Source organism: Paenibacillus sp. VMFN-D1, from assembly GCF_003386155.1.
In the GTDB taxonomy this organism is placed as follows: domain Bacteria; phylum Bacillota; class Bacilli; order Paenibacillales; family Paenibacillaceae; genus Paenibacillus_AQ; species Paenibacillus_AQ favisporus.
In genome coordinates, this window is record NZ_QRDU01000001.1 from 40340 (window position 1) to 65067 (window position 24728).

Annotated in this window: 25 protein-coding genes; 23 read left to right on the top strand and 2 right to left on the bottom strand. The window is 55.6% G+C overall.

The features are described 5' to 3' along the window. Nucleotides 1-2 precede the first annotated feature (2 nt). The 22 genes from C7820_RS00235 (at nucleotide 3) to C7820_RS00340 (ending at nucleotide 22076) form a co-directional block, all read left to right on the top strand. Nucleotides 3-758, top strand: a complete 756-nt coding sequence (locus C7820_RS00235; RefSeq protein ID WP_116229365.1) for a tRNA threonylcarbamoyladenosine dehydratase — start codon at nucleotides 3-5, stop codon at nucleotides 756-758. 162 nt (nucleotides 759-920) lie between these two features. After that, nucleotides 921-2216: an NCS2 family permease gene (locus C7820_RS00240; protein WP_116229366.1), complete on the top strand. Its 1296-nt coding sequence runs from the start codon at nucleotides 921-923 to the stop codon at nucleotides 2214-2216. 145 nt (nucleotides 2217-2361) lie between these two features. Beyond that, entirely contained in the window at nucleotides 2362-3327 is a 966-nt protein-coding gene (locus C7820_RS00245) for a 3'-5' exoribonuclease YhaM family protein (RefSeq protein WP_116229367.1), read from the top strand. Between the two features lie 292 nt (nucleotides 3328-3619). After that, a complete protein-coding gene (locus C7820_RS00250; RefSeq protein WP_147306249.1) occupies nucleotides 3620-4108 on the top strand; it encodes a DUF5643 domain-containing protein in 489 nt (162 codons plus the stop codon). Further along, nucleotides 4105-4689 carry a DUF5044 domain-containing protein gene (locus C7820_RS00255; RefSeq protein WP_116229369.1) on the top strand — a complete coding sequence of 195 codons (585 nt, stop codon included), beginning with the start codon at nucleotides 4105-4107 and terminating at the stop codon, nucleotides 4687-4689. Before C7820_RS00250 ends, C7820_RS00255 begins: the two co-directional genes overlap by 4 nt. A 210-nt stretch (nucleotides 4690-4899) precedes the next feature. After that, nucleotides 4900-7065: a HelD family protein gene (locus C7820_RS00260; protein WP_116229370.1), complete on the top strand. Its 2166-nt coding sequence runs from the start codon at nucleotides 4900-4902 to the stop codon at nucleotides 7063-7065. A gap of 167 nt (nucleotides 7066-7232) precedes the next feature. Continuing rightward, complete coding sequence (locus C7820_RS00265) at nucleotides 7233-8168, top strand: SDR family oxidoreductase (RefSeq protein WP_116229371.1); 936 nt, start codon at nucleotides 7233-7235, stop codon at nucleotides 8166-8168. A gap of 38 nt (nucleotides 8169-8206) precedes the next feature. Continuing rightward, nucleotides 8207-8800, top strand: a complete 594-nt coding sequence (locus tag C7820_RS00270; protein WP_076177007.1) for a TetR/AcrR family transcriptional regulator — start codon at nucleotides 8207-8209, stop codon at nucleotides 8798-8800. 357 nt (nucleotides 8801-9157) lie between these two features. Continuing rightward, nucleotides 9158-9472: a CD3324 family protein gene (locus tag C7820_RS00275; RefSeq protein WP_076177008.1), complete on the top strand. Its 315-nt coding sequence runs from the start codon at nucleotides 9158-9160 to the stop codon at nucleotides 9470-9472. A gap of 48 nt (nucleotides 9473-9520) precedes the next feature. Then, nucleotides 9521-9712: a hypothetical protein gene (locus tag C7820_RS00280; RefSeq protein ID WP_116229373.1), complete on the top strand. Its 192-nt coding sequence runs from the start codon at nucleotides 9521-9523 to the stop codon at nucleotides 9710-9712. Nucleotides 9713-10092: 380 nt separating this feature from the next. After that, nucleotides 10093-11631, top strand: a complete 1539-nt coding sequence (locus C7820_RS00285) for a PucR family transcriptional regulator (RefSeq protein WP_116229374.1) — start codon at nucleotides 10093-10095, stop codon at nucleotides 11629-11631. Nucleotides 11632-11780: 149 nt separating this feature from the next. Continuing rightward, nucleotides 11781-12431, top strand: a complete 651-nt coding sequence (locus C7820_RS00290; RefSeq protein ID WP_076169626.1) for an aspartate/glutamate racemase family protein — start codon at nucleotides 11781-11783, stop codon at nucleotides 12429-12431. 236 nt (nucleotides 12432-12667) lie between these two features. Then, complete coding sequence (locus tag C7820_RS00295; RefSeq protein ID WP_116229375.1) at nucleotides 12668-14278, top strand: OPT/YSL family transporter; 1611 nt, start codon at nucleotides 12668-12670, stop codon at nucleotides 14276-14278. A 12-nt stretch (nucleotides 14279-14290) separates the two neighbouring features. Then, nucleotides 14291-15349, top strand: coding sequence for an S-methyl thiohydantoin desulfurase family protein (locus C7820_RS00300; RefSeq protein WP_116229376.1), 1059 nt, complete (start codon nucleotides 14291-14293; stop codon nucleotides 15347-15349). 72 nt (nucleotides 15350-15421) lie between these two features. Further along, entirely contained in the window at nucleotides 15422-16357 is a 936-nt protein-coding gene (locus C7820_RS00305) for a DUF1177 domain-containing protein (protein WP_116229377.1), read from the top strand. A 163-nt stretch (nucleotides 16358-16520) separates the two neighbouring features. Continuing rightward, the gene (locus tag C7820_RS00310) at nucleotides 16521-17192 is read left to right on the top strand and encodes an AroM family protein (RefSeq protein WP_116229378.1); all 672 of its coding nucleotides are present in this window, start codon (nucleotides 16521-16523) and stop codon (nucleotides 17190-17192) included. Nucleotides 17193-17236: 44 nt separating this feature from the next. Continuing rightward, the gene (locus tag C7820_RS00315; RefSeq protein ID WP_116229379.1) at nucleotides 17237-18187 is read left to right on the top strand and encodes an aminopeptidase; all 951 of its coding nucleotides are present in this window, start codon (nucleotides 17237-17239) and stop codon (nucleotides 18185-18187) included. Between the two features lie 46 nt (nucleotides 18188-18233). Next, nucleotides 18234-19094, top strand: coding sequence for an NADPH-dependent oxidoreductase (locus tag C7820_RS00320; protein ID WP_116229380.1), 861 nt, complete (start codon nucleotides 18234-18236; stop codon nucleotides 19092-19094). Between the two features lie 19 nt (nucleotides 19095-19113). Further along, nucleotides 19114-19635, top strand: coding sequence for a nitroreductase family protein (locus C7820_RS00325; protein WP_116229381.1), 522 nt, complete (start codon nucleotides 19114-19116; stop codon nucleotides 19633-19635). After that, nucleotides 19616-19939, top strand: coding sequence for a DUF6092 family protein (locus C7820_RS00330; RefSeq protein ID WP_258875087.1), 324 nt, complete (start codon nucleotides 19616-19618; stop codon nucleotides 19937-19939). The genes C7820_RS00325 and C7820_RS00330 overlap by 20 nt, the downstream gene beginning before the upstream one ends. Nucleotides 19940-20079: 140 nt before the next feature. Further along, nucleotides 20080-20643, top strand: coding sequence for a GNAT family N-acetyltransferase (locus C7820_RS00335; RefSeq protein ID WP_116229382.1), 564 nt, complete (start codon nucleotides 20080-20082; stop codon nucleotides 20641-20643). A gap of 122 nt (nucleotides 20644-20765) precedes the next feature. Further along, the gene (locus C7820_RS00340; protein WP_116229383.1) at nucleotides 20766-22076 is read left to right on the top strand and encodes a replication-associated recombination protein A; all 1311 of its coding nucleotides are present in this window, start codon (nucleotides 20766-20768) and stop codon (nucleotides 22074-22076) included. Nucleotides 22077-22225: 149 nt separating this feature from the next. Here the strand turns inward: C7820_RS00340 and mnmA are convergent, their stop codons facing one another. Continuing rightward, complete coding sequence (gene mnmA, locus C7820_RS00345; protein ID WP_341013333.1) at nucleotides 22226-23350, bottom strand: tRNA 2-thiouridine(34) synthase MnmA; 1125 nt, start codon at nucleotides 23348-23350, stop codon at nucleotides 22226-22228. Between the two features lie 405 nt (nucleotides 23351-23755). Between mnmA and cymR the strand changes: the two genes are divergently transcribed. Further along, nucleotides 23756-24175, top strand: a complete 420-nt coding sequence (gene cymR, locus C7820_RS00350) for a cysteine metabolism transcriptional regulator CymR (protein ID WP_076169637.1) — start codon at nucleotides 23756-23758, stop codon at nucleotides 24173-24175. 163 nt (nucleotides 24176-24338) lie between these two features. On the opposite strand, the gene C7820_RS00355 is transcribed toward cymR, so the two are convergent. After that, a complete protein-coding gene (locus tag C7820_RS00355; RefSeq protein ID WP_116229384.1) occupies nucleotides 24339-24674 on the bottom strand; it encodes an AMP-dependent synthetase and ligase in 336 nt (111 codons plus the stop codon). Nucleotides 24675-24728: the final 54 nt, after the last annotated feature.

A 24728-nucleotide genomic window follows, 5' to 3' on the forward strand; every position in this document is an offset into this window, starting at 1 on the left:
ATATGCTTAATCAATTTTCACGTACGGAGCTGGCCATCGGGCCGGAAGGCCTGGAAGTCATGAAAAACAGCACGGTGGCGGTCCTCGGCATCGGCGGGGTGGGGTCCATTGCGGTGGAAGCCCTGGCCCGCACCGGGGTCGGCCGCATTATTTTGATCGATAAAGACGTGGTTGACATTACCAATATCAACCGCCAGATCCATGCATTGACGACGACCATCGGCCAGAAGAAGGCGGATCTGATGGTAGAGCGTGTCAAACTGATCAATCCGGACATCGATGCGATCGCATTGAACATGTTTTATACCGAAGAAACCTATCAGGAGCTGTTTAAGTATGAGCTGGATTACGTGCTGGACGCCTCGGATACCGTGTCCTACAAAATCCATCTCATCAAAGAGTGCCTGAACCGCAAAATCCCGATCATTTCCAGCATGGGCGCGGCCAATAAAATGGACCCGACCAAATTCCAGGTTGCGGATATTTCCAAGACGACGATGGATCCGATCGCCCGGGTCATCCGGACGAAGCTGCGCAAAGACGGCATCAAAAAAGGCGTCAAGGTCGTGTTCTCGACCGAAGAGCCGATCAAGCCGCGCGTAGACGTGACGGAAAAAATCGTTCCGGAGAACGCACCGGAAATCCGTAAGGCAAAGCAGCCGCCGGCCAGCAACGCCTACGTACCTCCTGTCGTCGGCCTCATCATGGTGAGCGTTGCCGTGAAGGACCTGCTGGCCAAAGCAGAAATTCAGGTATAACGAAATCCCGGAGCCGACCGGGCAGACGCTCGCGAAATAACGGGCATAACTGAAGCAAGTGATGGCGCGCGAGGCCGTATAACGGCGCTCGCGCCTTTTATTTTACAAATATGGTATAAATAAATTAGGTTGGACACCGTTTGTCGAACAGGAGGACTACTGTTGAAATCTAGTTTTTGGCACCGCAGCCTGGGGCTGCTGCCGGGGGACAGCTGGAAGAAAGAATGGATTGCGGGTGCTGTTTCGTATTTTTCCGTCGTATATATTGTGATGGTTAACGCGAATATTTTGCACGACGCGGGGATGCCGCTGAAGGCCGCCATGGTGGGAACGCTGCTGACGTCGGTTGTGGGCTGCCTCCTGATGGCCTTTGGCGGCAAATCGCCGATTGTGGTCGTACCGGGCATGGGCATCAACGCCTTCTTCACGTACACCCTGGTGCATTCCATGAAGCTGTCCTGGCAGGAAGCGCTGATGGTCGTCGCGGTCACGGGCGTATTATTTTCGGTCGTTTCCTTTACGTCCTTGTACCGGATCGTGAGCGAGGCCATCCCGCACAACCTGAAGCACGGCATCACGGTAGGGATCGGGCTGTTTCTGACGTTTATCGGGCTGCAGAAAAGCCAAATCGTGATCGCCCACCAGACGACTTTTGTCACCATCGGGCATTTCAGCGATCCGGCCGTCATCGTGTCCTGCTTTACGCTGCTGCTTGCCCTGATTTTGTTTATCCGTGGCGTGCAGGGAGGACTGCTCATCAGCATTCTGCTGGGAACGGGACTGGCTTATCTGCTCGGTGCCGTCAAGCCGGTACAGCTCGAATCCGGACATACCTTCCGCCAGTACGGGGAGCTGTTCGGCCATCTGTCAGCGGCAGGGATCGGCAGCCTGGTGTTCTGGATCGCCGTCTTTCTGCTGCTTCTGATCGTCGTCTTTGAAAATATCGGCCTCATCGCGGCGCAAACCCAGATGATCGGCCGGCCGGAACATTTTAAAGGCAGCCTCCGAGCGCTGTCGATATCGAACATCTTCGCCGGAATATTCGGGAGCAGTCCCGTAGTGGCGGCTGCGGAAACCTCCGCCGGGATTGCCGCAGGGGGAAGAACCGGGCTGTCGGCGCTCGTATCCGGCCTGCTGTTCGGAGCGACCTTTTTCTTCATTCCGCTTCTGAGCTACATACCGGACAGTGCCATCGCGCCCGTACTGATCGTGATCGGCGGGCTAATGGTCCAGAACGTCAAAGAGATGGAGTTTTCGGATTTGACCGAAGCGTTTCCGGCGTTTCTCATTATGGTCATGATCCCTTTTACGTACAGCATTGTGGACGGCATGGCTTTCGGCTTTATCGCTTACCCGGTGGTAAAGCTGGCCCAGGGCAGAGGCCGGGAGGTTTCGCCTGTGCTGTACGGCATTGCCGTACTGTTTGTGGCGAACTTCGTGCTGCATGCATTCCTCTAAGGCATAAATCGCCGAAGTGGAAGCGCGTGAAAGGGGACCCGTTTATGAGCGGGTGGATCTTTCCGGTTTGGGGTAATGGATAGGGACAGCTAAGCAGCTGTCCTGAACCGTTTTTTCAGTGAATTATTTAGGAGGATTTCAAGAGATGACACTTATTCAATCGTTTACCGAAGGGCAGGAAATTACGGGCTTCTATCTGCTGAAATCGCTGCAGGTCAAACAGACGAACGCCACGCCGCCCAAGGATTATTTGGATATGATCTTATCGGATACGAGCGGGGAAATCCCGGCGAAACTGTGGGATACCTCCTCGACGGACAAGGAGACGTTCTTCGCGCCGATGCTCGTCAAAGTGCGGGGCATCGTCCAGCTGTACCGGGAGCGGCTGCAATTTAAAGTAACGCAGATCCGGCCGGCCAAGGATGAAGACGGGTACAGCATCACCGATTTCGTACGGTCGGCTCCCGTACAGCCGGCGGACTTGGTCTATACGATCAAGGCGGCGGCGGCAAGCGTCCAGGATCCGGAGCTCCGCAAAATTATCGAGCACTGCTATAGCAAGGTTGGGGATAAGCTCATGCATTATCCGGCTGCCAAAGGTATGCACCATGCTTTTTATGCCGGCCTGGCCTACCATGTCGTGCGTATGCTGGAGCTGGCCGAGTTCGTGTGCATGCAGCGGCCGTTTTTGAATCGGGATCTGCTCGTGGCGGGCATTATTCTGCACGATATTGCCAAGACGGAAGAACTGACGGCGGAGCTGGGCATCGTCAGCGAGTACAGCTTCACCGGTAAGCTGATCGGCCACATTCCGCTTGCGGTCAGTTGGATCACGGAGGCGGCGGTGCTTCACGGCATGGACCTGAACGCGGAGAAAATTGTGCTGCTGCAGCACGTTATTCTGGCCCATCATAATTTGGCTGAGTGGGGCAGTCCGGTGCAGCCGCAAATACCGGAGGCGCTTGCCCTGCATCTCATCGACCAGATGGATGCCAAGCTGCAAGCCGCCGAGGATGCCATCGATACGATGTCCATGACGGATGAATGGACCACGCCCGTACGGGCGCTGGAGAACAAGGCGTTCTACCGTTCGAAATACGGCAAGGCTTAACGTTGTGAGCATTTTCGTCTGATTTCCGGACTTTATACGATATACGATCCTGAATTCATCAATAATGGGGAATGTTAAAACAGTCAGTGTGCGGTAACCCGCCCTGGCTGTTTTTTGATCTTCAGCGGAAAAACAACGCATTGGGCAGCCGGATCTTCCACCGTCTGAGAAGCGGCTGAGCGGAGGGTCGATTACTGCCCAGGGATCAGATTGCGATTTTTCCGGTTTATGGTAAAATCTTCACCAATACAAATGGCTATTGAGATCCATGATGAAATAAAGGAGCATGCCCTTGAGAACTGTACCGGTGGGAATGATTATACGAAGGCTGCTAATTTTTGTTTTTGCCGCACTGCTGCTGTTTCAGCTGGTCGACTGGCTCCCATGGAGAGACGGCAACCGGCTTATGATCTCGGACTTGAAAAACGACGGCCGGGTTACGGCGTATCCGGTGAACCGGAAACTGAGCATGGATGACGATACATTTACTTTAAAGGAGCTGTACACCACCTCCAAGCGAACCGCGATCCGCTACGCCTTCCGTAAAAAGGTGAGGGACGGGTGGTCCTTCCCGACGGCTTCCGTCAAGCTGCTGGACGCGTCAGGAAACGAACTGATCCAGCACGGGGCGAGCAGCACCGGAGTGCCATGGGGAGAGAACGGATGGATCTATTTTGACCCGCTGCCTGCGGGGACGAAGAAGCTGACCCTCCGCTATGATTGGTATGACCGGCAGAGTGAGCTGCCGATTCTCCTGGAGAAGGAGGAGGGCGCCAAATGAAGATCAGCAGGCTGGGCGGAGTGCTGGAATGGTGTGCGGTCCTGATTTTGTTCATCATATTGCTGTGGGTATCCGGATTGGATCGCGGCAGCTTTACGGCGCAGGGCGCCCATGAGCTTTCCGAGCGAAGCTATCATTACGGGCCTTCCAAGGTGGTGAGGAAAGTTCAGGTGGACCAGGATACGGTGGTGTTCCTGGGCACCTACAAGCAGTGGTTTTCTGCCGATACGGTCACCTGGAGCCATTTTAAATGGCACCCCAGCGGAGGTGTTGCCGGTGTACCCAAAAACCCGGAAAAACCGCTGGCCTACAGCTGGGACATGAAGAGCACCGGATCGGATGGCGGGCTGGCCAAATTTTACGGTTATGTCAACGATCCCGACATCGTTACCGTGGAACTGGATGTGGTGATGGAGGACCGCGACAGCAATACAGCGACGTCCGGATCGGAGCGGCAGCGCATATCGGATAACCGCATGTTCCTGTTTGTGTGGAAAACGGAGGGGCGGGATTTCTCATGGCAATCCATCAAAGGACTGGACCGGGAGGGAAAGGTCAGGTACGAGCATAAGCTGCAGTAACGCTGCAAAAGCCGCAGCGCGGGAAACATGGGCCATCTGTATTCTTTTCCTTGGTTCCAGGGAATCTGAAATCTCTATGGTAAAATGCCTCCGGGTTATGATATACTGAATATCCTTTTTAAGCGCGGCTTATGGATAAACCTTAAGCATTGGCTTACAAGAGCAGGAGCGGTTCGTCCGCTCCTGAATACTTTTAGGAGGTAACTGAAAGTGGAGACCGATTTTCAAAGTGCCTATCAAGAGGAAGAGAGTAGGCTGAATGCGACGATCACTGAGATCGACCGCCAGCTTGAGAGGCTGCGCGGCATTCCGGTATACACCGGGCATGATTTTACGGAACAGGTGCTGGAGGCGGGCCGGGAAGAGAAGCGCCAGGCCCTGGCCAAAAGCCTGCAGGAGCCTTATTTCGGCAGACTGGATTTCCAGGAAGGAAGCGGGGAGCGCAAGCCGCTCTACATCGGAAAAATCGGCGTGGACCAAGCGGAGGTCGGCGACCAGCCGATGGTCATTGACTGGCGGGCGCCGGTGGCCAGCCTGTTCTATTCGTTTACGGGCGGGGAGGAAACGGCCTCGTACGAAGCGCCTGAGGGCATCATCGAAGGGCTGGTGTATTTGAAGCGGAACGTGGTGATCCGCAAGCAGATTTTGGAGAGGGTGGCCGATACATACAACCGCGAGAGCGACCAGCCTGCCGTGTCCGACGAGTTTCTCGTGTACCGGCTGGGTGAGAACAAGGACAACCGCCTGCGGGACATCGTGTCGACGATCCAGGCGGAGCAGGACCGGATCATCCGGGCCGCACGGAACACGGCGCTCATCATCCAGGGGGTGGCGGGAAGCGGTAAAACAACCGTGGCGCTGCACCGCCTGGCTTTTCTGCTGTACCAGTACAAGGACCAGGTGTCGGCGGACAAAATGATCATTTTTGCCCCGAACCATATGTTCCTGGATTACATCTCCGACGTGCTGCCTGAGCTTGGGGTCGGGGATATTCAGCAAAGCACGTTTGCGGACTGGGCACTCCAGCTGCTGGGACTTGACCTTCCACTGGCCGATAACGAAGAAACGCTGCGGTATTGGTTCGAGACGCCGGGGGGCATGCCGGAAATTACCGATAACGTGCCTGGACGGTTCAAGGGGTCGATTGGATTTATGCAGATGATCCGTGACTGCTTGTCGTCTATGGAATCGAGTTCAGTGCCTCCCGGCGATTTTATGCCGTGGGAAGGGGCAACCTTGGCTAGGGAGACGATTCTGCATTGGTTCAATGAGGAATATAAGCCATACCCGCTGGCGAAGCGAAAAGAAAGGGTCATGGCCAGAATCCACCGCTGGATCGAAATGGAGTTGAAAAAGTCGCCTTCGGCGGCAGCGCTCAAGGACCGGAAGAAGAAGGCGGCGCAGCGTGAAAAGTCGTATGCGAACAAATGGCCGAAGTACGAGCCGCTGCTGCTGTACAAGCAGATGTTCAAAGCGGTCAAAACCGCCGGCGGCTGGCCCGAGGAAGCGCTGAGCGGCATCCCTGCCGCGGTGCTGAAGTCTACCCAGTCCGACTTGAAAAAGGACATCATCCGGGAAGAGGATCTTCCGGCTCTCCTCTATATGCACTACCTGCTGAACGACATTACGGGGGAGCAGCGCTTTGACCATATCGTCATCGATGAAGCGCAGGATTTCTCCCCGTTTCAGGTGGCGGTGCTGGACTTGTTTGTGCGGGGACACTCCTTCACGATCCTGGGCGACTTGTCGCAAGGGATCCACGCCTACCGCGGCGTCCACAGCTGGGAGGAGATGAGCTCGCTGTTCGCTCCGGAGAACACCGCCTACTTTGCCCTGACGCGAAGCTACCGTTCGACGATGGAAATTATCGAATTCGCCAACGGCATCCTGGAAAATGGCGTGAAGAGCGATCTGCTCGCCGTGCCCGTTTTCCGGAGCGGCAATCCGGTGCGCATTCTTCCGTATCATACGGGAGAAGCGGGGAGGGTGCGCTCCCTTCAGGAAGGGCTGCAGCAGCTGGCCGGCGGCGATTACCGGACGGTAGCCATTCTGACGCGGACGCTGGCCGACGCCGCCCGGCTGCATGAGCAGCTGGCCCCTGGAATACCCGACCTGCATTTGATAGACGGCGGCAAAAAGGCGTACGAAGGCGGTTTATCGGTTCTACCCGTGTATTTGTCCAAAGGTCTGGAATTCGACGCGGTCATCGTGGCCGATGCGGATCTCGCCCATTACGGCGATCAGGCCTGGGATGCCAAGCTGATGTACGTCGGCTGTACGCGCGCGCTGCACGAGCTGTGGATTATGCATGAGGATGCGGTGCCGCAATATTTGAACAACCCGCAGGAAGATATCGTCACAAGCGGGTGGAAATAGCATCGAACGAGACCGTTCCTTTCTCAAGGGACGGTCTTCTTTTTTTGATGCCGGTTTGCAGCCCAATTTTCAAAATACGATTGACAGTACCTGGGAGGGAAGATATACTGAAGACAAATGAATGAATAATTCATTCATAAATCGTGAGTAAAGGCGGTCGATCGAATATGAATCATACGGTAGGGTTGAGCAGTAACCGGACGCTAGAAGGCAAATATATCGTGATCACAGGAGCCACCAGCGGCATTGGTTACGCGGCGGCAAAGGCATTGGTACTGAAAGGGGCGAAGCTGGGAATCGTGGCCCGCAGCCGCAGTAAAGCTGCTGAATTGTCGGCAGAGCTGGGTAAGTTGACAAACGGGGAAGCCCAGGTAGACTGCTTCATTGCGGATATGTCATCCCAGCAGGATATCCGCCGTGCAGCGGCCGAAATATTGAACCGCGTTCCACGGATCGACCGCCTAATCAACAACGCGGGAACGATGTTTGTCAAGAAGAAGCTGTCCGAGGACGGCCTGGAAATGACCTGGGCGGTGAACCATCTGGGCCCGTTTCTCCTGACCAGCCTGCTGCTGGATCGGCTGATAGCGAGCGGCGATGCCCGGATTATTACGACTTCCTCCCATGGTCATAAAATGGCGAGAAGGGGCATTGACTTCAACGATATGAACGGTGACCGCCTGTACAGCGGATCAAAGGCGCTTCTCGGAGGCGCGAACCTCCGCTATGGCCAGAGCAAGCTGGCGAACATTTTGTTCACCGCCGAGCTGGCCAGACGGCTCAAGGATACGGGAGTTACGGCCCACTGTTTTGATCCCGGTCTGGTGGCGACCAACTTCAACCAGGATAACGGAGGGCTGGCCCGGCTGACGATGGCCTGCATGAAGCCTTTTTCCCGAACGCCTGAACAAGGGGCGCAGACGCTCGTATGGCTCGCAGAATCATCGGAGCTTCTGCTGAAGAGCGGCGGTTATTACGCGGACATGAAGCTGCAGACGCCATCCAATGCTGCGCGGGATGAAGCCGGCGCGAGCCGTCTATGGCAGGTGAGTGAAGAGCAGACCGGACTCCTTGCCGGACCGGGCTTACGACGGATACAATAAAAGCAGGGATGACGACTGATAAAAAGGAGGTCGCCGACGTGGCACCGCTGAACGAGCAGCAGTTGGAACAAATTCATGATGAACGCAGGGAACAGATCAAGAAGGCGGCGCTGAAGGTGTTCGCCCGGCACGGAATCAACGGAACGAAAATGAGCATGATTGCCGCCGAAGCTGGAATCAGCCAAGGGCTGTCTTACCGCTACTTCAGCTCCAAGGAAGAGCTGTTTACCGAACTCGTGCAGGAGGCGATGGAGGAGGCGCAGCACTCGATGAAGGAGCTGGGGCGTATGCCGGGAAGCCCTGCCGAGCAAATCCGCGTCCTGACGGAGGCTATGCTGGAGGGTGATAATAAGGATGCCTTTCTGCTGATCCACCAGGCTCAAACCTCGAGCGATGTTCCGGAGCGGGCGAAGGAAATGATCGGGCGGTATTCGCCGGAGGATACGATTGAGCAGCTGGTCCCGATTCTGGTCAAAGGCCAGGAAGCAGGCGAATTTCGCGAAGGAGACCCCCGCCGGCTGCTGTTTCTCTATCTGTCTGCGCTGACGGGCTTAATGCTGCAGGAGGTACCGGGACAGCCGGATTATTGGCGGAATGAGAGCGGCCTTCTGATGGGAATTCTCCTACGGTAGCCCGGTACAGCAGCGGTGGTAAGGAATATCCTATCATCATTGAAGAGGTAAAGAATATTTATATCCGTTCTTTCACTTGCTGGAATTCCCAAAATATGAGTTAATAAAGGTGTCGGACGGCCGACGATTCTGTATGAAAGGAGGCTGATGCAATTTGATCACACAATACGAGGTGGTCTTCGCGTAAGCGAAGCCCCGCAGTATCGGGGGGCCGATCGGCTCCCCTTATACCGTTTTATTAAAATATATGGGTACATAATTCGAAAGGAGGCGAAAACAGCATGATCCAAGCATTTAGCGGGTTTGAAACAACCGTCGGAACTGGACATCTGTTGAAGTTTAAGGAGGACGTTTATCGTGAATTACAAAAACGGGAGGGATGTGCTTCCCCCTAGTTTGCTGAAGGAACTTCAGAAACATATTGAGGGCGAGCTGATTTACATCCCAAAGAGAAGCAACGAACGCGTCGGATGGGGTGTAAACAGCGGGACACGGCAAATGATCGAACGCAGAAACGAGGAGATCTTTGCTCTTCATTGCCAAGGTCATTCAATCGAATACTTGAAACAGGCTTTCCACCTGTCTCAGGAGAGCATCCGTAAGGTGATTTTTAAGAAACGGTCGGAACATGCCGCGGATGCCTCGAAACAAAAAGTGTCGGCACGCCAGTAGGCGAACACCTCCCCATCTATGCGTAATATAGATCGGAGGAGAAAAAATATGATGGAACACCACTATGTACAAGAGAAATTGATGGAATACAAGCACGCGGATCTGCACAGACGAAGGAGCCGGTTGCTGCGTGCAAAGGAAAAACCTGTGGAAAGCACAGTACAGCTGTACGGCGGATGGAACAGTCCATGGACAGGTATGCTCTCACGTTTGTTCCGCTCCAAAATGCGGCAGCAGTAAAGAGTGCGCGCAGCGTTAAACCCTCTTTTTCATATGCTCGAAATGGCTCAGCAGGCGGGCCGTTTCTAAAGAAACCGTTCGGATGCTGAACGGTTTTTTGCTGTTTAAGATTATAGAATTTATAAAATTCAGCGAAGCTGAACCATTCTATAATCGCAAGAAAAACTTCAGCTAAACGCGGTCTGTCTTCTTTGGAAGTACGTCGATAGACGTTTTTCTTATGCCCGGAAGTCCGCCTCTTTCCTTCTTTTGGGTGCGGTTACAAAGCAATAGCATCGGGGCTAAGCAGTAAGGTACAATGAAGAGGGGGCATATTCAAGCGGTTACGAAAGCAAAAGGACATGCTGCACCCAGATATCCGTGAACCGCGAGGTGATGCAATGAGTCCGAAAGGTTTGACGGTCAGGGAAATGCTGAAGCTGCCGGTGATGGAGCATGCGCAGCTGATCAGCGGGGAACGTGGTCTTGACCGTATCGTACAATATATAGATATTTGGGAGGTTCCCGATATCGGAAATTGGCTGCGGGAAGGCGAGATGGTGCTGACGACAGGCTATTCGACCCGGAACGACCCGTCGCTGCTGGTCGAAATGATCGAACAGCTCGCCAAAGTGAACGGGGCGGGGGTGGCCATTAAGCCGGAACGCTTTATTCCCCATATCCCGCAGGAAATGATCGATAAAAGCAACCAATACGATATTCCGATCATTCAGCTTCCTATCGGGATGGCTTACATCGACATAACATATCATGTTATGGATCAAATTTTAAACCGACAGGCCGTGCTGCTAAGGCGGGCCGAAGAGGTCAATAAGGCGCTGACCCGGCTGGTATTAAACAATAAAGGCATTCAAGTCGTCGCTGACAACGTCTCGGAGTTGATTGATTCGCCGATATGGATCATCGGTAAGGCCGGAGAGGTGCTGGCGTCGTCGCCGGAAGGGTACCCTTACCGGTCTTCGGGGAAGCATCACCAGTGGGAGGTTAGCGTCGACAACAAAATGCTGGGTAAATTTGTGGTGGAGAAGCGGGAGCTGAATGAGCTGGATCTCATGCTGATTGAGCAGGCAAGGCTCGTTTTCTCGCTTGAGCTGATGAGGAACAAAATCGCCAAGGACACGGAAAACCGGCTGCGGGGCACGTTTTTCGAGGAGCTGATTTTGAACACGGTGTCCGATGAGCGGGTGACGGCCTCCAGGGGACGGCAGCTCGGTCTTTCGCCCGAGTGGCTGTGGGAAGTGGCTGTCGTCGAGGCGGACGAGCCTTTTTACAATGAGGACAGTACGGTCGTCACGAATATTCAGGCGTTCATACGTAAGGAGTCTGCCGCGCGGAAAGTCCGGTCCCAGCTCCAAATCCATGGGGGAAGGATCGTGCTGTTTCTGCCCTCCGCCAAGCCTGCGGGACAGGACCGGCGGATCGTGGACAAGGATGTGCCGCTTCCGTGGTGCGATGCCCTTTCCGGGCAGCTGAGCTCTTGGGAAGGGGTGCGGATGGGCATCGGCCGTCCGGGCTCCCTAGTCGAGGCACACCGAAGCTATGGCGAAGCCCGAACGGCGGTGTCAATCGGATACCGGCTGAACCAGGAGCGCCGGATGTTCACCTACACGGAAGTGGAGATGATCCACCTGCTGCAGGAATCGACCGACCCTGCCCGCCTGAACCGGTTCGTTGAGGAAAAGGTAGGCGTGCTAGCTGAACATGACAGGACCCACGGCACAAATTACGTCAGGACGCTATATCATTATATGGCGACAGGCGGCAGCCTGAACGAAACGTCGTTGCGGATGTTTATTCACCGCAATTCGGTAAATTACCGGATGGACCGGATTAAATCGATTCTCGGCCTGGATTTGAACAATCCAAGGTGCCGTTTCGAATTGTACTTATGTACGACATTTTATTTAATAAATCATTAGCGGATCAAAGCGACCCTTTGTGCCATGAGCACAAAGGGTCGCTTTCAGTTTTGGTGGATGAGTACATTGTTCCATCGGGGTGAAAGGCATAAAATCTAATGTAATATATTTTAACATCAATAGTTTAAAGGAACGAAGGGGTGATCGACTTGATAGGATTAATTCGTGTATTTACGGCGAAAGATAATGAAGTGCTGCAAGCGCACGGAAACATGATTCAAGAGCAATTTGAAGTCCCTGTCATGAGCAGAAGCATACCTGATCAACCGCTGGGCATTTACGATGATGCGTCGGAGGAAGCAGCACTTCCGAAAATCGTAGAGCTGGGCATCCAGATGGAGCAGGAAGGCTGCCGCCTGCTGATTGTCAGCTGCGCCGCCGATCCGGGCGTCCGGGAATTGCGCAGCCGCGTGTCGATCCCCGTCATCGGGGCCGGCAGCTCGGCTGCCTTGGTCGCTCTCTCGCTCGGCGAGCCCGTCGGATTAATGGGGATCACCGAAGGGATTCCACCGGTCATGAAAGTACTGCTGGATGAGCTGATCGTAGGATACTCCCGGCCTGAGGGCGTGACCAATACGACGGATCTGATGACGGAAGCGGGACGGCAGAAAGCGCTGGAAGGAGCACGGTCCCTGGTGGAGAAGGGAGCAAAAGCGATTGTATTCGCTTGTACCGGTTTCTCTACTATTCATTTTGCCGATGTGATCCGGAAAGAGCTGCAGGTTCCCGTCGTTGATATCGTCGAAGCGGAAGGCTTGATGGCCGCCAACTATTATAAGCAGATTATTTCCGCTTCCTGATCGCTCGAATTTGCCAGTACTGTATTACCCTGATGCGAGGCGGTGGAATCTCCCTTCTCATAAGGATTGGGAAGAAGATACTTTCCCTTAACCTCTGAGTGGGCATCCGGGCCCAGCAACACCGCTTGTGGCGTGGCATAAAACATATCCTTCAAATGCGGCCTGCAATATAGATTGAACTATAGAAATGAATGTTAAAGTGCCAAGTGAAATTCATATATATTGGAGGCGTTATCATGAGCGAAGTAAAACACGAAGCAGAACAAGCAGGCGGCAAAGAGAAGCACCCCAGCATTTTTGAGCCCTTTGGCTTGATACTCAACATCGTTACCGCCGTCCTGGGTGCCATCGTCGGGATACAAATCGTTACCACGCTTGGTGTTACGCCGAATACGGCTATTATCGGAGCGCTCGTAGCGATGCTGATCGCGAGGATTCCGATTGCGGTCTTTAAAAAATACAAGTCGGTACACCGGCAAAATATGGTGCAGACTTCGATATCCTCGGCCACGTTCGGGGCGGCCAACAGTTTGTTTATTCCGATCGGCATTCCGTTCGTGATGGGGGAAACGAAGCTGATCGTTCCGATGCTGATCGGTGCAGCGCTGGCCATGTTCGTGGATGCGGCGCTGCTGTACAAGCTGTTCGACTCGAAGCTGTTCCCCGCGTCAGGGACATGGGCTCCGGGCGTAGCGACAGCCGAATCGATCATAGCCGGCGATAAGGGCGGCAAGCGCGCCGGACTGCTCGGCGTCGGTACGGTACTCGGACTCATCGGTTCCTATTTCCACATTTCGATGTCGGCCTTCGGCGTCGCCTTTATCGGCAACATCTGGGCGCTCAGCATGTTCGGCATCGGCCTTCTGATCCGGCAGTATTCTATTCCGTGGTTCAACATTAACGTGGAGGCTCTCTATATCGCCCATGGCGTCATGATCGGCGCAGGGATCGTCGCCCTCGTTCAAGCCGCGATTCTGATTTTCAAACGGCCGAAAAAATCGGAACGGGAAGCTGACGATTCGAAGTATACCCGTACGGAGGGTGAAGCGAGACGCTCCCTGGGACTGGGCTTTGTCGCTTACCTGATCATCGCACTTATTATCGCCATCATCGGCGGCCTGATGACGAAGATGTCGCTCGGCATGCTGATCGGCTTCCTGTTCTTTGCGGCCTTTGCCGCGTTTGTGCACGAAATTATCGTCGGCATCGCGGCGATGCATTCCGGCTGGTTCCCGGCGTTTGCCGTCGCGTTCATTACGCTTTTGTTCGGTATGCTGATCGGCTTTCCACCGGTGGCGCTGGCCCTTTTGGCCGGATTCAGTGCCGCTACCGGCCCAGCGTTTGCGGACATGGGATACGACCTGAAGACAGGCTACATTCTGCGCGGCAACGGGGAAGACCCCGAATTTGAAAAGCGGGGCAGAAAGCAGCAGTACATGACAGGCATGATCGCCTTCGGCGTAGCCGTTATCGTTGTTGCCCTGACGTATAACTCCTACTTCTCGCAAAAGCTCGTTCCGCCGATCGATACGGTTTACGTATCGACGATTCAAGCGGGAACCTCGGGCGACGTGGCGATGAAGCTGCTGCTGTGGGCCATTCCTGGCGCCATTCTGCAGCTCATCGGCGGCGCCAAGCGCCAGATCGGCGTCATGTTCGCGACAGGCCTCCTCATTGCGACACCGAACGCCTGCTGGGCGGTCCTTGCGGGTCTCTTGATCCGGATCGTTGTCCTGAAAGTGAAGGGGAAGGAAGCCGAAACGCCAATGAGTATCCTGGCGGCCGGTTTTATCGCAGGAGACGCGCTGTACAGCTTCTTTAACTCGATATTCAAAATCAGAAAGTAGGTGCATACACCAATGGCACGTATACCTTTGGATGAAAGCATGATGGAGAGCGCCGTTTATGGCGGCGCAGTATTGGGCGGCGGCGGTGGCGGCTGGATCGAGGAAGGCCTTCAGATCGGCAGGCTTGCGCTCGAGCTGGGGCAGCCGGAGCTGCGCACCATCGACGAATTCGCCGATAACGATACGCTCGTGACCGTATCGCTGGTCGGTGCGCCGGGGGCAAAGGATAAGTATCTGAAGCCCATTCACTACTCCAAAGCGCTGGACATGCTGGCCGGCTTGCTCGGCAAGCCGATCTCGGCCATTCACACCAACGAGAACGGGGCCGGCACAACGGTCAACGGATGGCTGCAGTCGGTCATTACCGGAATTCCGCTGGTCGACTTCGCCTGCAACGGCAGAGCGCATCCGACAGGCACGATGGGCGCGCTGAATCTAACGGAGGTGGAAGATTACGTGTCCCATCAAACGGCCATCGGCGGCAAAGGCGACAACTATCTGGAGTTCAGCATTTCCGGCTCCCTCGGCAAAGCGGCATCGATGGTCCGCAAGGCATCGGTTGAAGCGGGCGGCCTGGTCGCAGTGGCGAGAAATCCGGTGACCGCAGCTTATGCGAAGCAAAACGGCGCTCCGGGAGCCATCTCGCAGGCGATCGAAGTCGGCCGGGCGCTGCTCGGCGCCAAAGGTGAAGCAGCTATCGAAGCGGTTGTCGCCAAGCTGGGCGGCCGGATCGTAGCGGCCGGAGAAGTGACGGATTTCCAGATCGAGACCACCGGCGGATTCGATGTCGGGACCGTGCAGATTGACGGGTTCGAAATGACGTTCTGGAATGAATATATGACGCTGGAAAAGGACGGGGAACGCTTCGCGACATTCCCGGACCTGATCATGACCCTGGACGCCAAGACGGCCAGACCGGTCGTGACTGCTGCTCTGGAGAAGGGACAGCAGCTCGCCGTGATCGTCGTGCCGAAGGAGAAGCTGCTCCTCAGCACCACGATGCGCAACAAGAAGCTGATGCTGCCGGTGGAAGACATTATCAAGAAGCCGGTTCTGGATTATTTGTTCTAAATCGTTACGGATCGTTCGAAAGTTACAGAGAGAACACCCGCACAACAGACAGACGATGGAGGTATCGGTCATATGACACTCAAGCAAACGATGATTTCGCTGGATACAATGGATGATGGCTATGTAACGGGAGAGAAGGTCAAAGCGCTGTTCGCCGATTATGCGGAGATTTCCGCCCACGTACAAAAAGTAACCGGCGAAAAGGGAAGCACCGATTTTATTAAAATCGTCATTCCGGGAACCGAGGGCAAGTCCAAGGGCGGGTCCGTTCCGACCCTCGGCATCGTTGGACGCCTTGGCGGCATCGGCGCCCGTCCAAACCGGATTGGACTCGTCTCCGACGCTGACGGAGCAGTAGCGGCGGTTGCTTCCGCGCTCAAGCTCGCGGATATGCAGGTCAAGGGAGACCGGCTCAAAGGCGACGTCATCGTGACGACGCATATTTGTCCGGACGCCCCGACCCGTCCGCATGAGCCGGTAGATTTTATGGATTCGCCGGTCGATATCGGTGCGATGAACGCCCACGAGGTGCTGCCGGAAATGGACGCGGTCCTCTCGATCGACACAACGAAGGGCAACCGGGTCATCAACCATAAAGGCTTCGCCATTTCGCCGACCGTCAAGGAAGGTTACATTTTGCGGGTGAGCGAGGACCTGCTGCGCATTATGGAAATGACGACGGGACTGCTGCCGGTGACGTTCCCGATCACGATGCAGGACATTACACCTTACGGCAACGACTTGTACCACATTAACTCGATCCTGCAGCCTGCCGTGGCCACCTCGGCACCGGTCGTCGGGGTAGCCGTAACAGCTCAGTCGGTCGTCCCGGGATGCGGCACGGGGGCGAGCCACGAGATCGACATCGCCGCCGCGGTCCGCTTTGCGGTGGAAGTCGCCAAAGAGGTCACGAACGGAACCTGCGCGTTTTATAATCCGGATGAATATGACCGGATCGTCAAGCTGTACGGTTCGATGAAAGTGCTGCAGACGGCGGGGAATGCCTGAGTCAGCACGGAAGAGGGAAGAGGCCAAACGGCTGTCTTCCCTTTTTCAGCAGGGAGAACCCCGCTTGGGGACTATTCAATCATGACGTAACCAGGGGACCATGAACAATGTGGAATGGGGAAGCTTCATTCGATATCGATCATGGTGAAGGAGGATCAGTGGTATGACGAAACTGGGGGTAATTACGATCGGGCAAGCGCCGCGGAAGGACGTTACGCCGATTCTGGAGGAGCATTTGCCAAGCGGGGTGGACATCGTTCAGGCCGGCGTGCTGGACGGAATGACCAAGGAAGAAATCGACGCAAAGCTGAAGCCGGAGGAAGGGGACCATACGCTCACATCGCGGTTAACGACAGGGCAGTCGGTCGTGATGGGAAGAAGCAAGATGCAGCCGCTCCTTCAGCAGAAAATTTATGCCATGGAAGAGCAGGGCATCCGGCAGATTTTGCTGCTGTGCACAGGCGTATTTCCGGGACTCGCCACCCAATCTTCCTATTTGATCGAGCCGGATCATATCATTCCCCCGGCGGTGAAAGCGATGGTCGGCCCAAGACGTTTGGGCGTCATCGTTCCGCTGGAGGAGCAGAAGGACAGCATGAACTCAAAGTTTGAGCTTCATGGACTGCATCCGGCGTTTGCCGTTGCTTCGCCGTACATTGTTGAGGAAGGGAATTTCGAAGCTGCCGCACGCACGCTGAAGGACAAGACGGATCTGATCCTGCTGGACTGCATGGGATATACGGAGGAAGCGCGCCGTATCGTGGCCGAAGCCTCCGGCTTGCCGGTCATTCTGTCGAATGCTATTATGGCTAAAATCGTATCGGAAATGATTTGAGCCGGTCGAGCCCTATTTTTTATATGGAAGGAAGCTGTTTCACAATGAATGAAAAGATCGTTGAAATCAGTATGAACACGTTGGCCGATTGCCTTGGCTTGAAATCCGGAGAAACTTTTCTGGTCGTTACCGATGAGAGCCGGAAGGAGCTGGCCGAAGCGCTGCATGAAGCCGGAAAGCGCCTCGGAGCCGAGTCGATGCTGGCTGTCATGAAGGAGCGCGCGAAGTCGGGAGAGGAGCCGCCTGAGGCGATTGCGGCCGCAATGGCCAAAGCGCAGGTCGTGGTGTGCATTACGAAGCACTCGCTGACGCATACACAGGCCCGCAAGCAGGCGGCAGCCGCCGGAGCGCGTCTGGCTACCATGCCGGGCATCACCGAGGACATGTTCCTGGAAGGCGCTATTGCCGCCGATTATACGCAGGTCAAAGCGCTGACCGAGAAAGTGACGGATATGCTGACAGGCGCCCAAACGGTGCGCATCGAGAAGGACGGCCGTTCGCTGGAGTTTTCCATCCAGGGGCGGGACGGGGTGCCCAGCACGGGCATGTACCTGGAGCCGGGGCAATCCGGAAACCTGCCTTCGGGTGAAGCCTATATCGCTCCGGTCGAAGGAACGGCCGAAGGTCAAATCGTCGTTGACGGCTCCATTGCCGGCATCGGCAAGCTGTCGGGCCCGATCGTGCTGACCGTGGAAAAGGGACGCCTGACCGCGGCCGAAGGCGGACCGGAGGGAGAGAAGCTGCTGCAGATGCTTGGCGACGGGGACGGCCGTCTGCTTGGCGAGTTCGGCATCGGCACGAACGAGAAGGCCCGGATCACCGGCGTCGTGCTGGAAGACGAGAAGGTGTACGGCACCATCCACGTGGCCTTCGGCAGCAACAATACGTTCGGCGGCGTCGTCGCCGCAGGTGTGCATATCGATTGCGTCGTCGGCAAGCCGGATGTGTATCTGGACGGCCGTCAAATCATGAAGAGTGGGGAATTGAACGGCTGAACGCTGTAGTGTTCTAGCGGAATGCCATTGCTTGAGGGGGAGAGACATGGGACGGAACATGATACGAAACCGCTTCGAGCTGGAAGGAAGCGTGTTGGACGAAACGCACCTGAACGGGACGATCCAGGTTCTGACCAGCCATGAGTCCGTCCGGGGCTTTACGCCGGAGGAGGTGCCGCCGGCTGCGCTTGAAGCGATCCTGACGTCCGCCAGAAGCGCGCCTACATCCTCCAACCTGCAGGCTTACAGCATCATCGTTGTCCGGGACGCGGACCGGAAATCGCGAATTTCGGCACTGTCGGGCCACCAGGGATTTATTCAGGAAGCGCCGGTGATGCTGGTTTTCTGCGCGGACATCCATCGGCTGAAATATGTAACGCAGCGGCAGGGCTACGACTTTAAGGCGGATACGCTGGAAATGTTCCTGCTGTCTTCCGTCGATGCCGCGCTGGCGATGCAGAACGCCCTGGTCGCTGCCGAAGCGCTCGGTTATGGCGCCGTCCCGGTCGGGTCCGTCCGCAACCATCCGGAGGAGCTGGCGCTTGAGCTCGGCCTTCCCGAGGGGATGTTTGCCGTGGTTGGTCTGGCGGTCGGCCGGGAGCGTGAAGGGGTGCGCAGAGGGGTGAAGCCCCGCCTGCCGCGGAGCGTTACGGTTCATGAAGAACGGTATTCGGCCGCCGCATTGGATGAAGGGCTGGAGGCGTACGATGAGCAAATGATATCACGCCGTTCGTATGACGGCCGCCGGGTCTCGATTGCCGGCGAGCCGGAGAAGGAAGGATCGGATTATGGCTGGTGTGAGCACACGGCCAGACGCTGCACGCGACCGGAGACGATCGCGGCATCGTCAAGCTTGAGAGAGAATTTACGGGAAGTTTTGATGCGGAGAGGATTTTCCTTGCGTTAGGCGAGAGGGGGATAACATCATGGATGTACTGGAAACCATCAAGGCAAGGCGCAGCGCGCGTTCTTTTACTGGCCAGCGGCTTGAGACGCATATCGTCGAGGCGATCGAGGAAGCCATTCTTCACAGCCCGTCGGCGAGCAATGCGCAGGAATCGCATTTTGTCATCGTTCAGGACGAAATGCAGATCCGCCATATCAAGCGGTTTGCGCAGGGGCTGTCGGGGCAGCCGGCAGCGGTGGTCGTTCTCTGCAGCAACCATCAGGAGGCGCTGGCACGGGGCGGAGCAGACAGTGCCGACACGCTTAGGTTCATTAATTTGGGGGTCGCCGCTTCCGCGATCATGCTCACCGCTCAATCGCTCGGCGCGTCCAGCTGTCCGGTTCGGTCGTTCCACGCCCCGTCCATTGCGGCCATCACCGGTTTGCCGGAGGAAGTGAAGCCCGAGCTGCTGATCAGCCTCGGCTACGCCGACAAGCCGCCCCGTCCGAAAATGTCCAAGCCGCCGAAGGAGATGATTTCATTTGAACGCTACGGAAACTAACCCGGGTGCAGGGGATATGCGGGAGCGAATGCTGGATTTTGCGGCCTATGTGCTGACCAGCGCCCGCGCCCTCTACCGTGAGCCCCAGTCCTACGGGCCGATGCGGCTCGCGGATACGCTGGAGAAGGGGCTGGAGCTGCTGCAATCCGCCGGGATCCGGGACGAGACGGTGGAGCAAGCCATGGCAGCTGTCCGCGAATCCCGGCTGGTGGCGATGACGGACCCTGAAGGCTTCGCCAAAGCCTTGGACCGGGCGATCGCCGTGCTGGTCCAAGCGACGCTGGAGGGGAAGCCCGAAGCTTAGCAGCTCGCCGCAACGAAGAGAGCCGTTGTTCATATCACACCGCAGTCCGGCTGGCCGGCTCTGCGGTGTTTTTCGTCATGCGGGCCATTATAATAAAGGCATGACCATCCATTTTCTACAAAGAAGGAGAACAACGAACGATGCAGCATCAGGTGACGGAACATTGGGACGAAGCGATGTGGCAGCAGGCGGAGCCGGTTTATGAGGAGGCTTTTCCGGAGCATGGGCGGAAAACGAAAGCGATCATCATGCGCATGTTTGAAAGGGGACTGTGTGCACTGCACGTCTGGAGCGAAGGCCAAACCGCAGCGGCCATGGCCCTGACGGGGACGGATGCCAAGGAAAACCTGCTGGTCATCGATTATATTGCGGTACGGGGAAGTTCAAGGGGACAAGGTGTCGGACTTGCCTGCCTCCGGGATTTGCGTGAATGGGCCGGCGGCAGGGGCTTCAGAGGTATCGTGATCGAAGCGGAAGCCGATCCGTCGGAAGAAAACGCCGGCAGAATCGCCTTTTGGAAAAAGGCCGGTTTTACGCCGACGGCGTACGTACATTCGTACATTTGGGTGCCTGAAACGTACCGGGCGATGTACTTCAGTCTTGATCCCGAGCATCCCGTCGAATCGCATGACGGCGGCGAGGAGCTGTTTCAGTCGATCCTGCGCTTTCACGAAAAGGCCTACCGCCGTCCGAGCAAGTCATGAGCGTCCCGCCTGTTCGCCCGGAAACAGAAGGGAATGAACTATCCCGGCCGGGTATGGTATGATAGAAGAACAGCTTTGGTCCGCAGGGACAAGCATTTTAGACTTTCAAGGACGTGAATCGAATGGACTTATTTTCTTTCCAGCAGGACGCGAATCCGGGCGCACGGCTCTTGGCCGACCGGATGCGGCCGACCACGCTGGATGAATATATCGGGCAGGAGCATATCGTAGGTCCTGGCAAGCTGCTCCGCCGGGCGATCGAAGCCGACCAGGTATCCTCGATCCTCCTGTACGGGCCTCCGGGATGCGGCAAGACGACGCTCGCCCATATTATTTCGCAGCATACGCAGGCGGACTTCGTCCGGCTGAACGCGGTAGACGCTTCCGTCAAGGATGTCCGCGAGGTGATCGACCAGGCCCAGACCAATAAATCGATGTACGGAACGAAAACGATCCTCTTTCTGGACGAGGTGCACCGTTTCAACAGCTCGCGTCAGGACGCGCTGCTGCCTGCGGTGGAGAAGGGAACGATTATTTTTATCGGAGCGACGACGGAGAACCCGTTCCATTATGTGAACGGCGCCTTGATGAGCCGCTCGACGCTGTTCCAGCTTCATCCGCTTACGAAGGAGCATTCCATGCTGGCGATGAAGCGGGCGCTGCAGGATCCGGACAAGGGGCTCGGCTTCATGAACCTGAAGGTTGACGAGGAAGCTCTGGATCATATTGCGACGATGGCGAACGGGGATATCCGGCGCGCGCTGAATGCGCTGGAATTGGCGGCATTGACGACGCCTCCCGAGGCGGACGGAACCGTCCATATCACGCTCGAAGTGGCGGAGGAGTCAATCCGCCGGCCGATCGTACGTGCGGATGAGTCGACCCAGTATGACGTGCTTTCGGCGTTTCATAAGAGCATCCGCGGATCAAGCGATGCCGCGCTGTTCTGGTTCCTCTACGCGGTGGAGAAGCTGGGCATGGACCCGATGGTGTTCATCCGCCGGCTGATTGCCGCCAGCAGCGAGGATATCGGGCTGGCCAACCCGCAGGCGATGGTTCAGGCCGTCAGCGCGCTGGACGCTTACCGGAACAACGGCTGGCCGGAGGCGAAGCTAAACATCGCGCAGGCGATCCTATTCGCGGTGGAGAGCCCCAAATCCAACCGGGTCTATACGGCGATTTCGAATGCGATGTCCGCCATGGACGAGATCAAATCCGCAGAAGTGCCGCTTCACTTGCGGGATACGCACTATAAGGGCGCCGTCAAGCTGGGCCATGAAGGGTACAAGTACCCGCATAATTATCCCGGCCATTATGTGAAGCAGGACTACCTGCCGAAGGAAATCGCCGGCCGGGTATTCTATGAAGCGTCGGAGCAGGGCAACGAGGCGAAAATCCGGCATAACCAGCAGCTCCGGAAGGATCAGTCTTAAACTGCCAATGCCTGGGAACCTACTTCGATTGGGGATTAGTTTTGCGATGACAGCAGGATAATAATGATGGCGGGGAGAATCTTTAAGGACGGCATGCAAAAAACCGCCGGCCCTCGAAAGAGCCGGCGGATTGCACATATGCTTTGCGTTTAGATGGCAGCTTCGTATTGAACTTTTTCCACCTTGTCGATCGTTCCGCCGCCCAGGCACACATCGTCCTGGTAGAACACGACGGCTTGGCCGGGTGTAATGGCCTTTTGCTTCTCGGCAAACGTAACGTGGACGCTGCCGTCCGGCAGCCATTCCAGTGTAACCTTCTGGTCGGGCTGGCGGTAGCGGAACTTGGCGGTGCATTGGAAGGGCTCTTTGGGCACGGCCCCTTGTCCCGCGATCCAGTTCACGCCTGAAGCGATGAGCCCGGTGGAGTACAGGCTGGGATGCTGATCCCCCTGCACGACGTACAAAATGTTCTTCTCCAGATCCTTGTCGGCCACGAACCACGGTTCACCCGAGCCGGAACCGCCGATACCAAGGCCTTGGCGCTGTCCGAGCGTGTAGTACATGAGGCCGTCATGTCGGCCTTTGACTTCGCCGGTGGCGATATCGACCATTTGGCCGGATTGGGCAGGCAGGTATTGGCTCAGGAACTCTTTGAAGTTGCGTTCTCCGATAAAGCATACCCCGGTGCTGTCCTTTTTCTTGGCAGTGTAGAGCCCGGCTTCCTCCGCAATTCGGCGGACCTCCGGCTTAGGCAGATGTCCGATTGGGAACATCGCCTTCGACAGCTGCTGCTGATTGAGCGCGTTCAGGAAGTAGGTCTGATCCTTGTTGCTGTCCACGCCGCGCAGCAGCGTATAGACGCCGTCCTGCTCGACAACACGGGCATAATGGCCGGTGGCTACATATTGGGCGCCCAGATTCAACGCTTTCGTCAAAAATTCGCCGAATTTAATCTCGCGGTTGCACATGACATCGGGATTTGGTGTGCGGCCCAACTTATATTCATCGAGAAAATAGGAAAATACTTTATCGTAATATTCCTTTTCGAAGTTCACCGTGTAATAAGGAATGCCGATCTGCTCGCAGACGCGGCGGACGTCCTCGGCGTCGTCTTCCGCGGTGCAGTTGCCGAATTCATCGGTGTCATCCCAGTTTTTCATAAAAATGCCGATGACGTCGTAGCCCTGCTGCTTCAGAAGCAGCGCGGTGACGGATGAGTCGACACCGCCGGACATCCCGACGACGACACGTATATTTTGATTATCTGTAGACAAAAGTCATCACCATTTTCATATGAGATTGTGCCCATAGCTACTATTTTAACACATTTGTCCACAGATCACACCACATAGGTTGTCCACCGGTCGCGAACATTTCTTTGTTTTGTCATTGTTTTTTAAACCAAAACGGAGCCGGATATGTTAACATAGGCTAGGGAAATGATCGGAATACGCAGATATGGAAAAAGCTTACATAAGCTGTATTCTCTTGGATTCACCACCCGCATGTTGAACCAAAACCATTGATAACGATACATGAGTAAGAGCTAAATAGATGCAACTCAAGTTTCGAAATTTGAATCCCCTGTTGTAATAGGCTTATCCAAGCCCTTCAACATGAAGTTTTTGAGTTCATTCTATATTAGATACCATGAATTTTACTTGAGAGAGGTGCCACCTTTGAAAATATCGACAAAAGGCCGTTACGGCTTGACAATCATGATGGAGCTTGCCGCCAAATACGGCGAAGGGCCGACATCCCTGAAGAGCATTGCCGAGAAAAACCAACTTTCCGAGCACTATCTGGAGCAGCTGATCGCTCCGCTCCGGAACGCCGGACTCGTTAAGAGCATCCGCGGCGCTTATGGCGGTTACATCTTATCGCGTGAAGCTTCCGAGATTACAGCCGGTGATGTCATTCGCGTGCTCGAGGGGCCGATTTCGCCGGTCGATTTTACAGAAGAGGATGATCCGGCCAAACGTAATCTTTGGCTGCGGATCCGTGACGGAATCGCCAACGTGCTGGATTCGACGACGCTTGCCGACCTGATTTCCTACCAGGAGAAAGAGACGTCTGAGAACTACATGTTCTACATCTAGACTACAAGCTGCAGCCACTCGCCCCTTGCGAGTGGCATTCGGCTTTGCAAACGGCGTACCTTCTGAGCGGGCCTTCTGTAAGGATCGTCAACTTCCAAAGTTTTGTAAGTAAATGTTTTCCAAATTAAAAACAGACCCGCTTCGGCGAGTCTGTTTCCGGTTGTTACTGTTGACGGAACTGGTTGTTGAACCCCGTTTGGAAGCCTTGCGGCTGCTGCGTTTCCATATATCCCGATACCGGCTGGGAAACGGAGCTCACCATTTGCTGGGCCAGGCTGGAGATTTGCTGCAGCTGTTGAATGGCGCGCTGGTGGCCTTGAAGAGCGGTTTGGATCATTTGCGACGTTTGCTGCTCACGCTGAGCGAGCTGCTCCAGCTGCATCGCATTTTGCTGCTCCTGCTTCAGCATTTGCTGGTAAGCCATAGAAGCTTGTTGGGTTTGTTGCGTCAGCTGATGAATGATTTGGTTGATTTGCTGGGATTGGGAATACGGGTTCATGTCATTACCTCCATATCGGGATTGGATTACCGACATATTATGACTGCCCGGAAA

What these genes read in the sequence shown, in the direction of transcription:
- C7820_RS00305 (WP_116229377.1), top strand. Translation starts at nt 15,422, where the DNA reads ATGACACTCAAGCAAACGATGATTTCGCTGGATACAATGGATGATGGC.
- C7820_RS00320 (WP_116229380.1), top strand. Translation starts at nt 18,234, where the DNA reads ATGGGACGGAACATGATACGAAACCGCTTCGAGCTGGAAGGAAGCGTG.
- C7820_RS00295 (WP_116229375.1), top strand. Translation starts at nt 12,668, where the DNA reads ATGAGCGAAGTAAAACACGAAGCAGAACAAGCAGGCGGCAAAGAGAAG.
- C7820_RS00235 (WP_116229365.1), top strand. Translation starts at nt 3, where the DNA reads ATGCTTAATCAATTTTCACGTACGGAGCTGGCCATCGGGCCGGAAGGC.
- C7820_RS00355 (WP_116229384.1), bottom strand. Translation starts at nt 24,674, where the DNA reads ATGAACCCGTATTCCCAATCCCAGCAAATCAACCAAATCATTCATCAG.
- C7820_RS00280 (WP_116229373.1), top strand. Translation starts at nt 9,521, where the DNA reads ATGATGGAACACCACTATGTACAAGAGAAATTGATGGAATACAAGCAC.
- C7820_RS00315 (WP_116229379.1), top strand. Translation starts at nt 17,237, where the DNA reads ATGAATGAAAAGATCGTTGAAATCAGTATGAACACGTTGGCCGATTGC.
- C7820_RS00255 (WP_116229369.1), top strand. Translation starts at nt 4,105, where the DNA reads ATGAAGATCAGCAGGCTGGGCGGAGTGCTGGAATGGTGTGCGGTCCTG.
- C7820_RS00245 (WP_116229367.1), top strand. Translation starts at nt 2,362, where the DNA reads ATGACACTTATTCAATCGTTTACCGAAGGGCAGGAAATTACGGGCTTC.
- C7820_RS00340 (WP_116229383.1), top strand. Translation starts at nt 20,766, where the DNA reads ATGGACTTATTTTCTTTCCAGCAGGACGCGAATCCGGGCGCACGGCTC.
- C7820_RS00335 (WP_116229382.1), top strand. Translation starts at nt 20,080, where the DNA reads ATGCAGCATCAGGTGACGGAACATTGGGACGAAGCGATGTGGCAGCAG.
- C7820_RS00325 (WP_116229381.1), top strand. Translation starts at nt 19,114, where the DNA reads ATGGATGTACTGGAAACCATCAAGGCAAGGCGCAGCGCGCGTTCTTTT.
- C7820_RS00285 (WP_116229374.1), top strand. Translation starts at nt 10,093, where the DNA reads ATGAGTCCGAAAGGTTTGACGGTCAGGGAAATGCTGAAGCTGCCGGTG.
- C7820_RS00310 (WP_116229378.1), top strand. Translation starts at nt 16,521, where the DNA reads ATGACGAAACTGGGGGTAATTACGATCGGGCAAGCGCCGCGGAAGGAC.
- C7820_RS00300 (WP_116229376.1), top strand. Translation starts at nt 14,291, where the DNA reads ATGGCACGTATACCTTTGGATGAAAGCATGATGGAGAGCGCCGTTTAT.
- C7820_RS00265 (WP_116229371.1), top strand. Translation starts at nt 7,233, where the DNA reads ATGAATCATACGGTAGGGTTGAGCAGTAACCGGACGCTAGAAGGCAAA.